Source organism: Clostridium sp. NSJ-145 (assembly GCF_021044725.1).
Classification (GTDB): Bacteria; Bacillota; Clostridia; order Clostridiales; family Clostridiaceae; genus Clostridium; species Clostridium disporicum_B.
Genome location: NZ_JAJNOS010000003.1, coordinates 201,871 through 218,040 on the forward strand (window position 1 = coordinate 201,871; position 16,170 = coordinate 218,040).

The 16,170-nt window shown below is 27.0% G+C and carries 9 protein-coding genes; 5 read left to right on the forward strand and 4 right to left on the reverse strand.

The window, feature by feature from the left end; all coding sequences use genetic code 11:
* Positions 1–2: 2 nt before the first annotated feature.
* Positions 3–1,166, reverse strand: coding sequence for an HNH endonuclease domain-containing protein (locus LQE93_RS04815; protein WP_231072258.1), 1,164 nt, complete (start codon positions 1,164–1,166; stop codon positions 3–5).
* A gap of 144 nt (positions 1,167–1,310) precedes the next feature.
* Between LQE93_RS04815 and dndB the strand changes: the two genes are divergently transcribed.
* Genes dndB through LQE93_RS04840 form a run of 5 tightly spaced genes read left to right on the forward strand, consistent with a single transcriptional unit; the run spans position 1,311 to position 7,761 of the window.
* Positions 1,311–2,390 (forward strand): DNA sulfur modification protein DndB, encoded by a 1,080-nt coding sequence (gene dndB, locus LQE93_RS04820; RefSeq protein WP_231072259.1) that lies wholly within the window; start codon positions 1,311–1,313, stop codon positions 2,388–2,390.
* A 41-nt stretch (positions 2,391–2,431) separates the two neighbouring features.
* Positions 2,432–4,060, forward strand: a complete 1,629-nt coding sequence (gene dndC, locus LQE93_RS04825) for a DNA phosphorothioation system sulfurtransferase DndC (protein WP_231072261.1) — start codon at positions 2,432–2,434, stop codon at positions 4,058–4,060.
* Positions 4,050–6,209 carry a DNA sulfur modification protein DndD gene (gene dndD, locus LQE93_RS04830; protein WP_231072262.1) on the forward strand — a complete coding sequence of 720 codons (2,160 nt, stop codon included), beginning with the start codon at positions 4,050–4,052 and terminating at the stop codon, positions 6,207–6,209. Before dndC ends, dndD begins: the two co-directional genes overlap by 11 nt.
* Positions 6,210–6,211: 2 nt before the next feature.
* Positions 6,212–6,601 (forward strand): DndE family protein, encoded by a 390-nt coding sequence (locus LQE93_RS04835; protein WP_231072264.1) that lies wholly within the window; start codon positions 6,212–6,214, stop codon positions 6,599–6,601.
* Positions 6,598–7,761, forward strand: a complete 1,164-nt coding sequence (locus tag LQE93_RS04840) for a cysteine desulfurase family protein (protein WP_231072265.1) — start codon at positions 6,598–6,600, stop codon at positions 7,759–7,761. Before LQE93_RS04835 ends, LQE93_RS04840 begins: the two co-directional genes overlap by 4 nt.
* A gap of 54 nt (positions 7,762–7,815) precedes the next feature.
* On the opposite strand, the gene LQE93_RS04845 is transcribed toward LQE93_RS04840, so the two are convergent.
* The 3 genes from LQE93_RS04845 to dptG are packed head-to-tail and all read right to left on the reverse strand — an operon-like array spanning position 7,816 to position 16,166.
* Positions 7,816–9,606 (reverse strand): DUF262 domain-containing protein, encoded by a 1,791-nt coding sequence (locus LQE93_RS04845; protein ID WP_231072266.1) that lies wholly within the window; start codon positions 9,604–9,606, stop codon positions 7,816–7,818.
* Between the two features lie 25 nt (positions 9,607–9,631).
* Positions 9,632–14,797 (reverse strand): DNA phosphorothioation-dependent restriction protein DptH, encoded by a 5,166-nt coding sequence (gene dptH, locus LQE93_RS04850; protein ID WP_231072268.1) that lies wholly within the window; start codon positions 14,795–14,797, stop codon positions 9,632–9,634.
* Positions 14,778–16,166 (reverse strand): DNA phosphorothioation-dependent restriction protein DptG, encoded by a 1,389-nt coding sequence (gene dptG / locus LQE93_RS04855; RefSeq protein WP_231072270.1) that lies wholly within the window; start codon positions 16,164–16,166, stop codon positions 14,778–14,780. The genes dptH and dptG overlap by 20 nt, the downstream gene beginning before the upstream one ends.
* Positions 16,167–16,170: the final 4 nt, after the last annotated feature.

A 16,170-nucleotide genomic window follows, 5' to 3' on the forward strand; every position in this document is an offset into this window, starting at 1 on the left:
CCCTAAAACATAATTTCTTCTTTATTCTCTTCTATCTGTTTAATATGTATTCCATTATCCAACCTCCAAATAGTAAATCCCTGATTATATGCAATTTGATATAGAGGTTGTAGAGTATGTAACATATTTACATAAAAATCATTATAAGAAATACTAGTTTCTTTATTAGTAATATTGTTAATATCATAACTATTAAATATTTCAAGGTAATCCTCAAGTATCTTTTTATACTTACTTGCATTTACTCTTAAAAAGCAAAATAAATGATATTGCTGTTTGACAAATTTATCAAAGTATATTTCCCACTCTGGAAGATTATCACTTTTACTACTATTAATATTTTTAAAAGTAGGAATCAGATTCCATAACATATCATGTCCTATAAAGCTCCATGGAATAAAATGATCAACACTCATTAAATTTTTAATTTCAAATTCTTTGGCTGTTATTAAATCCCCCGTATAAATATCATAGATTTTAATATGTTCCACAATACTTTTCCACAATCTAGTAGCTTCTTTTAAATCACGAGTTACTTCAACATCTATTTTATTAATTATAGCTGGCACATTAGGATTTCGTTTTTGTAGAAATTCTATTAACTTATATCTCATCCACCCGTTAATTATATTTTGATTCCTTTTAATATATTTGAACCAACAGCTATTTACATATATCATTCTATTCTTACTATCAACTCTATAAATACATTCAAAATTATTTTCACATAAATTCATTATAGCATTCTGTTGAGCATAATCGGTTTTAATATTTTTAATTTCTTTTGAAAATGTTGGTCGTATTAATCTATAAATAACATATTTAAGTAACTCATCTACAAGTTTATCATCAACTTCTTGCTTTAAAATCTTTAATAACTTTATAGATTCTATATTTGTCTTAATAGTACCTTTTGTATTAATTTCATTAACTATTTTTTGTAATTGATCTTGTTTTCCTAAATTTAATTTATATTTTAATAATGGATACCATACACTCTCAATCATTCTACAAGCTAAAGTTTTAAAATCTATACAATAATTATCTAATATTATTTCATCGTATATAGCTTTAAAACAAAATATCTTATAACTCGTATTCATGCTATTAAATGCCTCATTTAAATATGTAATATTAACCTCATCATCTTTTGGTAAATTGTTCATATTATTCCTCTCCTTTATATAACATCTACAAATATTATAACTGTTTATCATGAATTTTAAAAATGATAGATAATCATATACTTTACGTACGTAACATAATGTTATATAATTATTACATAAATATTACGTACGTAAGGAGGATTTATGGAGAGCAACTTTTTCTATTCATTTCCTGCTATAAAAGGAACACAATCTTCTAAAGAATACTTTGTTATAATGTGTCCTTTGAAGATTTTATCTAAATTATTTATTTTTAGCGATGATGAACTTCCAGCTGAATATAGATCACAGAGAATTTTAAATAAAACTAGAATTCCAGAAATGGCTAATTATATAATCGAAAATCCTAAGGACTATGTCTTTTCTTCTCTTACTGCTTCAATTGATGGTGAATTTGACTTCTCAGCTTTTGATAGTAAAAATAATAAAGACATTGGAATACTTAAAGTTTCTATGGATAGTAAGCTTCTTATTAATGATGGTCAACATAGACGAGCTGCTATTGAGGAAGCTTTAAAAGCTTGTCCAGAACTTGGTGAAGAAACTATTTCCGTTGTTCTTTTTATTGATGAAGGATTACGTAGAAGCCAACAAATTTTTGCTGATTTAAATAAACATGCTGTTAATGTTTCTAAGTCTATCGGTATCCTATATGATTCGAGAGACCCAATTGCAATAATCACAAAAAACTTATTAGAAAAAAATGAGTATTTAAAAAACTTTACTGATAAAGAAAATACATCTTTACCAAAATACTCAGCAAAGCTATTTATATTAAGTAGTATTTACGAAACAAATAAAAAGCTGCTTAACAAGATAAATGCTACAGATAACCAGTCTCAAAAATTTGTATTGGAATTTTGGGATTGTTTATGCAATAATATTAGTGAATGGATGTTCGTTTTCAATAAAGAAATGAGCGCTCATAATTTTAGAAATACATATATTAATTCTAACGGAGTCGTTCTTGAGGCCATTGGAATAATAGGTAACTATTTATATACAAATAATTATAGTGATTGGAAATCTTATATAGCTAAATTAAATACTATAGATTGGAATAGATCTAATCTTAAAGATTGGGAAAATCGTGTAATAGCTCCTAATGGTCGTATTGTAAAAAGTGCTAGCTATATAAAATTAACATGTAACTTAATTAAATCAAAAATAGATTTGCCTCTAACAAAAGATGAAGAAAAGCTTGAAAAAGAATTCAAAAGATAAGCTTTGAATAATAATTTAACAAATAAAGGATGTATATTACTATGATGGCTAATGATATAAACAAAAAGATTAACGAAGTAATTGAAGAAATGAAATTAGTATACAAAAATGATTCTAGACCTTGGATTATAGGTTATAGTGGTGGTAAGGATAGTACTGTTGTTGTTCAGCTTGCTTTTACAATGCTTGAATCGTTATCTCCAGAAGAAAGACATAAGCCTATTTATGTTGTTTCTTCAGATACTTTAATTGAAAATCCTATTGTCCTTGGTTATTTAAAAGAAGCATCTAATTTAATTAATGAAGGTGCTAAAGCAAAAAATTTACCTTTATATGCTGAAATGGTTCATCCAGATTTCAATAATACTTTTTGGACTAATATAATCGGTAAGGGGTTACCTACTCCAACATCAATTAGATTTAGATGGTGTACTGAGCGTCTAAAAATAAAACCTTCTAATACTTTTATAGAAGAAAAGGTTAAAGAAAATGGTGAAGTAATTGTTTTACTAGGTGTTAGAAAAGCTGAAAGTATAGCAAGAAAGATAAGAATTGAAAATAGAGCTATTGATGGCTATTTATTAACTCCTCATGGTTCACTTCAAAATACTTATGTATATAATCCAATTGTTGATTATACTACTGATGATGTATGGAGAACTTTATTAAGTAATAATGGAGTAACTCCTTGGGGTGGAGATAATAACGAATTATTTGCTTTATATGCAGGATCTGATGCAGGTGAATGTCCATTTACTATAACTAAGAATGCTAAAGGTGAAGTTGATTCTCCATCTTGTGGTAACTCTAGATTTGGATGCTGGATTTGTACTGTAGTTAAAGAAGATAAATCACTTACTGGTTTTATCAAAAACGGTGAAGAATGGTTAATGCCTCTTCTTGACTTTAGATCTTGGTTATTAAGTATTAGAGATAAGCATGAATATAGACAACAATATAGACGTGATGGAAATCATTATTATAAGAGATTATATCTAGAAGACCTTCCAATGATAGATGATTTAACATTAAATAAAGAATACATATTTAAAGACGAAGAAAATAATAAGCAATATATAGACTTAAGAAATACCGCTGAAGATTTAAAATCAGGTAGTAGAGAATCTACTGATAAAGAAAAGATATATTTAGAACTTCTTCCAATCTTATCAGAATATAAATTAGATGAATCAAAAATATTTGATAAAGATTCTAAACCATATGTTAATGTTGTTGGATATGGTCCATTTAATTTCTTCGGTAGAAAAGAGATTCTTAAAAAATTATTAGAAACTCAAGTAATAATGAATGAATATATTGACTTCCCTCTTATAACTATTGAAGAGTTAGAACAAATTGATAAGATTTGGGATGATGAGGAAGATTTAACTAGAAGAAGCCTTGTGGATATTTATTATGAAGTAATTGGTGAAAAACTTCCTTGGCATGATTTTAAAAAACCTATTTTTGATCAAGTGGCTTTAGATACTATAGAAGAGCTTAATAAAGAATTTAATTTATCTAATCATTTAATTAACAAGTTACTTATTGAAACAAATAAGGCTAAGAATTTTACTAATAAAACTGTATTAGATAAATCAATATCTAAAGTATTAAATCAAAGATACTTACACAAAAGCATAGTTGAGGAGATAGAAAATGATAATTAACAGTATTAAACTTAAAAACTTTAGATCTTATGAAGATGAAACTGAATTTTCTTTTTCTCCAAGAGACAATAAAAATATAGTTTTAATTGGTGGAGAAAATGGTTCAGGTAAGTCTACTCTATTTGAAGCAATAAAACTTTGTATTTATGGTCCTATGAGTTACGGCTACTTAGGAATAAATTCAAACTATTTGACTAAGATAAAAAATAATATAAACAATAATGCCTTTAAAAATGATATTGTTAAATGTGATATTTCCATTTCTCTGTCATTTAAAGAAGGAACTCAAGTAAATGAATATACCTTAAATAGATCTTGGGAATATGTAAATCAAAGAATAGTTGAAACTTTCGAAGTGTTGAAAAATGGTTCGATTCTAAATGAAGATGAAGTTAATTACTTTAATAGATACCTTCAATCGGTATTGCCTCCAAGCCTTTTTGACTTCTTCTTCTTTGATGGTGAAGAACTCACTGAATTCTTTATAGGAAAGAATTCTTCAAACAGTTTAAAAGATGCTATTTTACAATTATTTAATTATGATACTTTTAATATACTAAAGAAACATCTGCTTTCTTTCCAAAGAAATATATCCAAAAGTACTGATAGTTTAACAGATATTCAAGCAACTTATGATGAAACACTTGAAAGAGTTAAAAATGCTAAAAATAAAATTAAAGATATTAATACTGAATTAGAAATTAAAGAATCTGAATTAGATGATTTATTGGTTAAAAAAAATAATCTTGATGATGAATTCAAAAGTTCTGGTGGTATCTTAGAAAATGAACGTTCTGAAATTACTGCAAGAATAAATAAACTTGAAAGTGAGCGTGCTATTATAAATCAAGAAATAAAGGACTTCTGTAATGACATATTACCATTCCTTATTTTAAGTGATTTATTATCAACAACTAAAAAACAAATTGAACAGGAAGAAAATCTTTCCTCATATAATGCAGTTAAGAATAAGCTATCTGGTGAAGTAATAAAAAAATCATTTAATACTCTTCCTAGCTTAAATTCTAGTAAAGCAAATTTTGATGAAGTTGCAGTTACAATATTAAATAACATGTTTGATGTTAATACTTTAGAAAATATTGATCAAGTACTTCTTTTATCTGATGATCAGAAGGTTAATGTACTATCGATAATAACTTCTATTCTTTCTAAAGAAAATCAGCATAAACAATCTGTAGTTATAAAATTTGATAAATTAAAATCTATTGCTAGTGAAATTAAAATTAATAGAGATAGATTAAACTCAACTATATCTGGTGAATTAGTTGAAAACTACTTAAAAGATATGTCAATTATTAATGAAGAAATAATTCAAACTCAGAATAAAATTGTTTCTTTAAAACATACTTTAGATTCTTGGCACGAAGAACTGAAAAATGCTGAATATCACTATACAAGAGCTAAAAATCAATATACAGCTTCGTTACAAAACAATAATGTATTAGAATTATCATCAAATGTTACAGAGTATCTTGATACTCTATTAGCTACATTAACAAAAGACAAACTAAAATTAATAGAAAATAACTTTATAGATATATTCAAAACTATAATTAGAAAAAATGAATATGTTTCAAGTATAGTTATTGATGATTCGTTTGATTCAACACTATATGTAGGCAGAGATTATACTTCATTTGAAATATTAAATATAATAAGTAATCTTGGAATAAACGATATATCTAAAAAATATGGTCTTAAATTTATAGAAGATTTACTAAATAAATTCAAGGTGGACTCTATAGACGAATTAATTAATCATTTTAATGATAATCCTACTTTTGAATTAATAGAATTAAGAACTAAAGTTAACGTTAATGATTTCTCTAAAGGTGAAAAACAGATATATATTCTTTGCTTAATCTGGGCATTAATTAAGAGTTCTGGAGTTGAAGTTCCATTTATAATTGATACTCCTTACGCTAGAATAGATGAAAGTCATAGAAAATCATTAACTGAAGATTATTTACCTAAGATTAGTAAACAAGTCATTATTCTATCTACTAATGAAGAAATTGATTCTAATTTATACAGTGTAATTAAGCCTTACATTTGTGATGAGTATTTATTACTTTATAATGAAAGTGCTAGAAAAACAGAAGTTAAGAAAGGTTACTTTGAGGTATAATTATGGGATTTAGACTTAAAACATCAAAAAAGACAAAAGAAATATTCGAAGAAGTAGGTTCAAGCAGCAACCTAAAACCATTTGCATTATCAAAGATTGCAATTGCATTATCATTAAAAGATGATAACTCTATAGATTTATATGAAGAAACTGATACTAACGGTTTAGAGCTTCAAAGATCAACAGTAACAGGTGAATTTGACAATATGTATAAATCATTAATGGAAGTTAATTTAAATAGACATTTAACTGATGATGAATACTACCCTCTTTATACAAAAAAACATATAGATAAAGGTGCAGAAATACTTAGTAACCTTTATAAATATTCAGGTGGTAATTTAGAAAAATTCTTAAAGACTTTAACTCAAAAAGGAGATGTATCTATATGATATATTTAGATAATAGTGCAACTACTCCTATTGATCCTGAGGTATTGGAAGCTATGCTTCCCTACCTTAAGGAGGAGTTTGGTAATCCATCAAGTAGACACTATACTTTAGCTGTAAATGCTGAAAAAGCAGTTGAAAAAGCTCGTAATCAAGTAGCTGAACTTATTAATGCAAAGCCTGAAGAAATAATATTTACTAGTGGTGCTTCAGAAAGCAATAATTTTATAATTAAAGGCGTTGCAGATTATATGAAATACTATGAAGAAAAAGGTAATCATATAATCACTTCTACTGTTGAACATAAATCAGTTTTACAAACTTGTAAGTTTTTAAATGGTGAAGTATTTAATAATCTTCCTAATAAATCAGTAGCTAGTAGATTTGTGAAAAAGAAAGCTGAAAAGAAAATAGATAGAGGTTTTGAAGTTGATTTCTTATCTGTAAATGAATACGGACAAGTAAATGCTGATGAATTTAAAAATTCAATTAAAGAAAATACTATTTTAGCTTCATTTATATATGGAAATAACGAAATTGGATCATTAAATGATATTAATACACTTGGAAAAATAGCAAAAGAAAACAATGTACTATTCCACTCTGATGCTACACAAGTATTAGGTAAGATAGATATAGATGTTAATACATTACCTGTAGATTTCCTTTCATTCTCTGCTCATAAGATGTATGCACCAAAAGGTGTCGGTGCTGCATATATAAGACAAAATGGATTAACTAAATATAAAATGACATCATTAATCCATGGCGGTCAACAAGAATTTGGATATAGAGCTGGAACTCATGGAGTTCATAATATTGTTGGCTTCGGTAAAGCATGTGAGATTGCTAAAAGAGATATGCATGAATATATTAAGAAAATTGCTGAACTTGAAGTTGAGGCTAAAAAAATGATATTAGCTAAATATCCTGGAACAGAATTCTTAGGTGATCCAGTTGACAAAATACCTGGAATGATAGGTATGCTTATTCCTGGTATAGTTAACGAAATGCTAATTAAAGATTTAGCAAATGAAATTGCAATTTCTGCTGGTTCTGCTTGTGGAATAAGTGAACCATCATATGTTATAGATAACATTGGTAAACAAAACAATAGTTCTAGCTTTTTAAGAATTACTCTAAGTAAATTTAATAATTTATAGCAATGTAAAAAGGTTTATATTTGATTAAACTTTAACCAAATATAAACCTTTTATTTAATCTAAATTCCAAATCTCTAAGAATTTATTAGCTAGCTTATCTGTTCTAGATCGTATATCTTCAATATTCCATGTCGTATAATTATCTAATAATTCTTTTGTTTGTAATAATGTAGAATCTTTATATAGTTCCTTTTTTACATTAAACAAACTATCTTTAACTGCTGTGTTGATATCTGCATCTAAAAGAACTAAATTACCTAATTTCTTCACAAACACATCGTATGTTCCTTTTTTATCACTTATTCCTAATTGATTTTGCCATGCTGAGTTAAAATTTTCTGGCATAATATGCTCTATATGAACATCTTGTCGATCTTTTAGAATATAATCCATACTATTGTGATTAGGAAGTAATTCGAACTCATATTTTCTTAGTGTATAATTTGTAATCTCATTTCTTTCCCAAACTCTATCTATTAATACACTTTTAAACTCTTCATCATTTGGTGAATTTTCTTTAATTCTATTTAGGATATCTATATCATTAAATTCATATAAGTTATTAGTTGGTAGTCGTAAATTTATAAATTCTCTAAATATCCCGTCTAAAGGTTTGGTAGATTTACCACATATTATTCTTCTATACATCATGTTTTCTAGATTTTTTGCTATATTTACTTGTCTATTATTATCATCAACATTATAAATATACTCCATGAAAAATGAATAACATGCTTGTTGACCTAGTTGATTAATCTGTTTTACTACTCTTTGTAATAATGTATCGTTAGTTGACAACTTACTTTTATCAAATAACTGAGTGTATATTTTAGAATAATCAATTATCTTTTGTATTTCTTTTTTTAACTCTCCTTTAGACTCAAACTCATTAAAATATTGTTCATATCTCTTAGGCAACTCTTTTTCACTTATAATTTTATTTTCTTTTGTACACATAAAATAATATTTTAGAAATTTAAGTTCATCAAAAGAATCTAATCTTATCACTAATCTATCCCATAATTCACCAAATTCATCAAGCGAATTTGGAAACTTTTCTTGAATAATTTTTAATAATGAATTTCTAATAATATCCATCCTACTAAGTTGTAAACCTCTATTATTTAATGAGTCAAAAAATAAAAACATACTTTCAATATCATCACTTTTAATGATTATTATATCTATTTTACCAAGTGATTCTTCTATATCTAATAGTCTATTTTTTTGTTCTTTAATATCACTAACAATGTTTATATAATCTATTAATTTGTTATAAAAGAATTTATATGCTTCTATCATTGTATTATTTATAAATTCATCATTATCATTATTTATATATCTACATTTATCTTTTTTCAATTCAAGTTCTGCACATTCTAAGATATCTACTTCTGTGCCTTCACCCTCATTAATATTTACAATTTTAGAAAAAGTAAACTTATCTAACCTTGATACTTCAAGTTTATTTAGACATTTTCTTGTTGATATTGCAGATAAATAATTAGCATGTATTCCTTTAGCCTTATTAATATCTTTTAGTGCTAAATATACATCTCTTAACGCTGAAACTAATAAGATCACTGTAGTTATTCTTTGCTGTCCATCAATTATTTCAAAACACTTAAAATTCATATCATCAATTTCTTTTGTTATTAATGATACTACCCCTAAATAATGAGATGAATTTTTTCCAACTAATTTAACAAAATCCTCCCAAAAAGCTTCCAATTGTTCTTCCTGCCATGAATACTTTCTTTGATTAATCGGAATTCTAAATATAAAATTTTTATTCTGTAACAAATCTCTTAGAGTATTATCATCTTGAGCTTTGATTTTCCCCATATTTAGCTATCGCTCCTTAACTTTATCATTTTTCTAGTTCCCAAAAAGCCTTATCTTTCATATGAATAGGAATACTACTATCCCCCATCTTAACTAAGCTATGATGTTTAGTTAAACTTTTAATCTTATTGTATAGCACTTCTTCCTCTTGTTTATTTTGAGTATTGAATATATATTTAACATCCTTTTGATTTAAATCTGCAACATTATGGATTACCCAAGTTAATATATAGTTTGCATAATCATTTTCACCTGTTGAGAAATGGCTTAGAAGCTGAGTTGAAAGAATAGTTCCTACTCCAAACTCTCTTCCTTCTTTTAATATTTTCTTTAATGATTCAAAGTCTTTACTTAAGAAGTTATCAGCTTCATCAACTAAAATTATCTTGTTTAGCTGTCTCATGCTTCCATCAATCTTACTGTGTCCATGTGCTTGCATTTGTGAATAGAATAAATCTAATGTAATAGCAACAACAAGATTTTGTGTTCCTGGGTCATATCCAGATAAATCTATTACTGTTACTCCATCAATAAGATCAAATAAGCTCTTTGTTTTAAATGGATCTGGCTCAAACACCTGCATCTTTATAAGCTTTCTAAATGCAGCGTAAAGACTATCATCTTTTTTGATATCTTCTCTTGCTTCATATACATCATAGACATCTTTTAATGTTGGCGCTGGCTTATTCCAAGTTTCCTCATCATAGCTATCTATTCCTCTTCTGCTATATGCTTCTTCTATTAAATCACATAATAGTGATTCTTGTTTTCTTCCTAGTCCAAAAGCTTTAATAATAGTATCGGTAAATGTATTAGCTATATGATATGGTAACATAGGTAAAGGATCAGCAGACACACTTAAACTAAATGGATTGAATGGCAATCTAAATAACTTAAATATCTTAGCATCAGTTGCTTCTACAAAATCCATTTTTGTTTTATTATAGTCCCCTTTATAATCGAAGATTAAAATTCCAACTTTTTTACCATCAACATTATTAGATGATTCTCTATATAACTGAGTAACTAATGATTTAGTAAATTGAGTTTTACCAGTTCCCATTGTTCCTATAATACCTGTATTAGTATGGAATACCTTATCTGTATTATTTGGCTCCCAAATAATTTCTTTATTATTATTAACATTATGACCGAATAATACTTCCATATTTCTATTACTTTCTTTAACAACTACACCTGATGGTTGTATATCATCTGATCCTGTATTATCACTTGATGGTTCTATATCATCTGGTATAAATTCATCTGGAACCGTATTATCACTTGATGGTTCTACTTCTTCTATACCATCATCAATTACTACAGGGTCAGTATTATCTAATCCATCAATATTAATTGAACTTGCTCCAATAGGCTTTTCTCCTAATGATTCTCTTATCTCAGATATTGATTTGGTAATAAAGTTCACTCCATCATCTTCTGACATTTCGATTACCATAACTCCATCTTCAATTCTCTTATCATTGAAAGTTAATCCTCTTTTAAATGATATTACCGCAGCTTCTCCCATTAATGTTTTATCAACAGATGTAACTTCATAATCTTCATTTAAAAGTCTTCTTCTTATATCAGAATCAGTTATTAACTCCCAATTTTCTTCTTCACAAACATTATATAGCTTTAACTTTTCTGCACTTGTAATTACTAATTGCATTAAGAAGTTTCTATATACTCTTTGTATAGTTGTAATATTTCCTTCTTCATCTTTCGAGAAGATTGTATCAAATATTTTCTTTGTTTGCTTTGCTTGTTCTATACCTTTTTGAATGTATTGATTTGTATTTTCACCTATTTTAACTTCTACAGGATAATAATGAAGATTTACCTTTCCATCAACAACTTCAATTCCTACAAATAATATATCATCACTAGTTACTCCGCTCTTATCAAATCCAAGATTTTTAGCTGATAAGAATCCCTCAGCTTGTTTAAGTCCAGCTCCACCTGAAACTCTTAAAATCTCTTCTAATGAAATTGGAACCCAAATAATACCTTCCTTTTTAAATTCAGCTAAGCCTAACTTAATTGCAGAAAGTATACTTATTTTTTCCTTAGGGAAATGTGATTTGCTTGATAACAATCTTAATAACCAATCTCCATTAATAGCATTAAACATATTAATTACTTTAGGAGAATAATCTGATGCATTTTCTATATCTTTCTTTTCTAAAAATTCTTCTATTACTCTTTGATATGGTCCTGACTTTCTTGTAACTGTAATCGCATCATATCCTCCAGCAGTTGTATATTGATCGCTATAGTGAATTATAAGTAAATCTTTTGCGTCAGGATCGTTTTTAAAGAAGTTTAAATCGACCTTTGGATTTATAAATGTTACCCAATGACTTGCATCATAAACTGATTCTAATCCTGATTTTGCATTATTAGATACTGCAATAGCTTTACACTGATTCCATCCGAAAGGTTCACCAGATGCAGCAGAATTTAGTGCATTTAATCTTGTTGCTATATTCATTATAGTAGAATCATTATTTGCATACTTTGTTCCAAATCCAGTTCTATATGAATCGCCTAAGAATGTTGATGGAACGCCCGAAATAAGTCCGTTCAAAATCACTCCTGATGGAATATCATCTGACTTAGAAGTTATAGCTTTTATATCATTGCTCATCTCTAAGAATGTTATATGTGCATACTCAATGCCATCTTCAATCTTCTTAGTATAGAAATGAACCTTTTCTCTATATATTTTTAAAACATCTTCTTCTGACAAACTATCTACTTTTAAATCTAAACCGTAAGTATTTTTTAAATCTTCGATATCATCATTAAATGCAGCTTCTTCAAAAGCTGAAGTTATATTTTTATCAGCATAAATAAATATCTCCATTGGTAATGGTTCAACTTTTTTATTTCCTTTTAACAACTTTACATAGTACTTTAGAACACCTTGAAGTATCTCTTTACTATCTCCTGTATTTATTAGATTAAGCTTTATAGGTGCATTAGATGTCATATTAAACATATATTTAAAGTGGCCTATAAATTCCTCAATCTTTTCTTGCACAAGTTTTGATACAAAGTCTCTTGACCCCTTATATCTTGGTAGAGATTCATCAACATAGTATTTCCATTCTGGAGAATGATGCTGCTCCATAGGTACATATAGCTTATCGTCACTATTCTGAATATACGGAAGAAGATATGTTGAAGTTAATTTCTTTATAACCTCTTCAGATATTGAATCAGTTCCAACCTCATTATTTAAATGTAGCTGATATGCTATATTTAATGGATGTAATGGAGTTAACATTATTTCTCTATCTTCTATCTCTCTATATATTGTTCCTATTTTAAATAAGTTCTTTTGTTCTCTATTTAAATAAGATCCTTCCTCAATCTTATTTAAGGCCCTTACATAATCATTAATAAAGTCAGTATATAAAATTTTCAACTCATCACTCATGTAAGTTAAGCTTGGTAAATTGCCTGACTTTTTGTAATAATCAAGGATATTATTATAAGACATATTAACACATCTATCTAATTCTAATGATTTTACCTCTAATCCTCTGATTGTATCAGTGAAACATATTCCATCTAAATTAATAAGTTCTTTTTCAAGCTCTAAATTCTTTCTAAACTCATCTCTAGCAAAATATTCTCTGGTACCGAAATATAACTTATTTTCTCCAACTAATTTAAAGTTTGATTCTTTCTCTCTTTTTAAATTCCAAACTTTAAGGCCTTCAATAGGTGCTATCTTTTCATTTGTACCTACTATTCCAATTGGTACAAATTTATCTTTTATTTTTAAATCAAAAAAAGCTATATCACTATCATCTTCGTATTTATAATCTTCCCCTATCTTTATAATCAGTTTTTCGTCTTCTATTAATTCTACTTTTTCTTTATTCTGAGAAAGCTTATATTCGCATTTATTATCACAATATCCGTTAAATACTACCTCTGAGTCATTTGTATTAATAGAAATATATCTTACTTTTTTCCCTTTAATAACTACTGAGAACTTCGTTAATACAGAATCAAAGACTTTATCATTACAATGCAGCATTACAATTTTGAAATCGAACTTAACTCCCTTATCATTTTTATAAGTTATTTTATAAAAATTAGATTTTCCTTCTACATTATAAATTGTTGCTTTAATCTTCTTACCACTTGTTACAGCATCTACTTCGCCAACTGTTGAGAGTCCATCTTTTCTTACATAGTCATTAAATGCAAATTCTAAATCTACTTTATCTACGTTATCTTCATTAAATACTAATATATTTCTTATTCTTTGTTTAGCCTTTGACGTTCCTTCTTCTTTATCCCACTTAGCTGTACTTCCTAAATACTTTGGAGGTTCTGTTTCAACTATTATATCAATTGATTTTTTAACATTTTTATAATCAATATTCTTCCAATCAGCTTTCTTTAATTCCTTTATCAAATTTTCATCAAAATATCTTTCAAGCTGAGTATCAGGATTACCATAATTATGTATCTCGTCAACTCTTGCGAAATATAAAGCATTAGTTTTTAATCTTTTTTTTAGTTCAGCTCCAGTGAAATCCTCTATATCGCTATCATAAAACAATCCAAAATTCTTATAATGTTCTCTTTTAATACAAGTACTATTTATTGTTTCAAGAATTTCCTTATATTCAAAAACTGAACTGTTATCTTGGAATAATTCTGTCTTTTTTCTCTCTAAATCTAATTCGATTATCTTCTTATCTACTTCTTTAAATTCAGATACAGATAACTTCTTTTTAATATCCTTTTGTATTGAATCAATATGGAATGGCATACCTTCTTTGTTAAATGACTCTGTTCCACCTATAATACTATCTAGAGTTGTATTATGAATAAATAGAATAGCCTTATCTTCATATCCTGATTCCATTCCTACCATATTTCTTAGTCTTGTTAAAAAGTCAGGCTTTACATTCCCCATAGTTGAAGCAACTATAAGTTTTACTTTTCCAAAATTCAGCATATATGAATTATATTTTACTTCACCTTTATCTGTATATTCAAAAGGTTCAGCTATATTATTCTCTTCTAAAGCTTTCACAAGTGATTTCACTTGATCATCCGTTTCAAATTGTATATTGTATTTAGCACCTACTTCTAATGGATTATCCTTAAAAAAGTCGATAATTTTATCTGATAAATAACTATAAAACTGATCTAACATATTGTGCATCCCCACTATCTGATTTCTTTTCTAAAAGGTTTAATTTTTCATATAATTGTATAACCTTTAATTTTGAATCCCTATCAAAGCATACTCCTCTTTTTTCAAATTCTTCAAATAAGAAGTTTAGCTTAAGCTTTCTTTTGTCTTTGATACAAATTTTAGTTAATAAAATAATATCATCCTCTGTTAAATTTAAACTGTACCCTAATGGGCCTCTCTTTTTAGCAAATTTCTCACATACAAATTTGATATACCAATTTCTATAAGCTTCATACGCTCTTGATCTACTTGAGTTATTAAACTGATAATCAACAGTTTCAAACAGTTCTAACACTTTATCAAAAGCTAAATTTCCTGAATTAATTTCTTTTATATTCATTGCGCTCCATGTAATATCAGTTAATTGATTCTTATATAAATCTATCAAAGCTTGAATTTCTACCATTGACATAGTTTCGTCACTCTTGCTAAATAAATCATATAAATCTATATAGTTTAATTGTTTATCTATGTTATTATGATTTAAAAGTTCTAAAGTTACAGCATGTGAAAATAATGATAATACATTAGTTTTTAATAAATTCCATCCAAATTTATAAGCTGTTCTATTCTTCGATAAACTTTCCCAAGATAAAGAATAGTATAAACTATCTGGTTTTGTTAAATCAGCTTTTTCAAATTTAGACACCTTTAAAACTAATTGTGAAACATAAAACATATAATAGAATTCTAATACTCTTTTTAATGATTCCTTATATAACTCTTCATTACTAATTAAAAATCTAAAATCTTCTAAAAACATATCTCTAACAAAAGGTAAATAGCAGTTAAACTCTTCATCTTTTACATTAATGTCTTTAAGCTTTGGTAAAGAATCTAAAACCAACTTATACATTATATTTTTAACTTCATTATCATAATGTTCATCTGCGATACTTTTTAGAGCATCATTACTTAAAACTGAAGATAAAAATCCAGCAATCTTTTTCTCTTTTGTTGAAGCTTGTATATAATTTAAAGTTTTTATATCAAAATTAACTAGGTTACCATTATCTAAAAACATAGTTTTTATAATATCCTTAAAAGTCTCCTCTGCGTTTTTACCTTCAAATTCTCCAATCTTTTCTGATACACTTTTTATGAATGTATCTTCATTAAAATCTTCACTTAAATTTTTACCACATATTGATCTTGAAAAGGCTCCAGCTACCCCTTGATAATCTATTTCTAAATTTTTATCATTAGCTACATATGGAAGCATTCTAAATTTTCCACAATGAGTGTGGGTTAATCCACCATCAGGTTTAAAAGAAAATGCTTCTTTTATTCCATTTATATCAATTTTAAATTCATTTATATCATTCATCTAC

Excerpts from the sequence above, each read along its gene's own strand:
- LQE93_RS04815 (WP_231072258.1), bottom strand. The coding sequence starts at position 1,166 with ATGAACAATTTACCAAAAGATGATGAGGTTAATATTACATATTTAAAT.
- dndB (WP_231072259.1), top strand. The coding sequence starts at position 1,311 with ATGGAGAGCAACTTTTTCTATTCATTTCCTGCTATAAAAGGAACACAA.
- dndC (WP_231072261.1), top strand. The coding sequence starts at position 2,432 with ATGATGGCTAATGATATAAACAAAAAGATTAACGAAGTAATTGAAGAA.
- dndD (WP_231072262.1), top strand. The coding sequence starts at position 4,050 with ATGATAATTAACAGTATTAAACTTAAAAACTTTAGATCTTATGAAGAT.
- LQE93_RS04835 (WP_231072264.1), top strand. The coding sequence starts at position 6,212 with ATGGGATTTAGACTTAAAACATCAAAAAAGACAAAAGAAATATTCGAA.
- LQE93_RS04840 (WP_231072265.1), top strand. The coding sequence starts at position 6,598 with ATGATATATTTAGATAATAGTGCAACTACTCCTATTGATCCTGAGGTA.
- LQE93_RS04845 (WP_231072266.1), bottom strand. The coding sequence starts at position 9,606 with ATGGGGAAAATCAAAGCTCAAGATGATAATACTCTAAGAGATTTGTTA.
- dptH (WP_231072268.1), bottom strand. The coding sequence starts at position 14,797 with ATGTTAGATCAGTTTTATAGTTATTTATCAGATAAAATTATCGACTTT.
- dptG (WP_231072270.1), bottom strand. The coding sequence starts at position 16,166 with ATGAATGATATAAATGAATTTAAAATTGATATAAATGGAATAAAAGAA.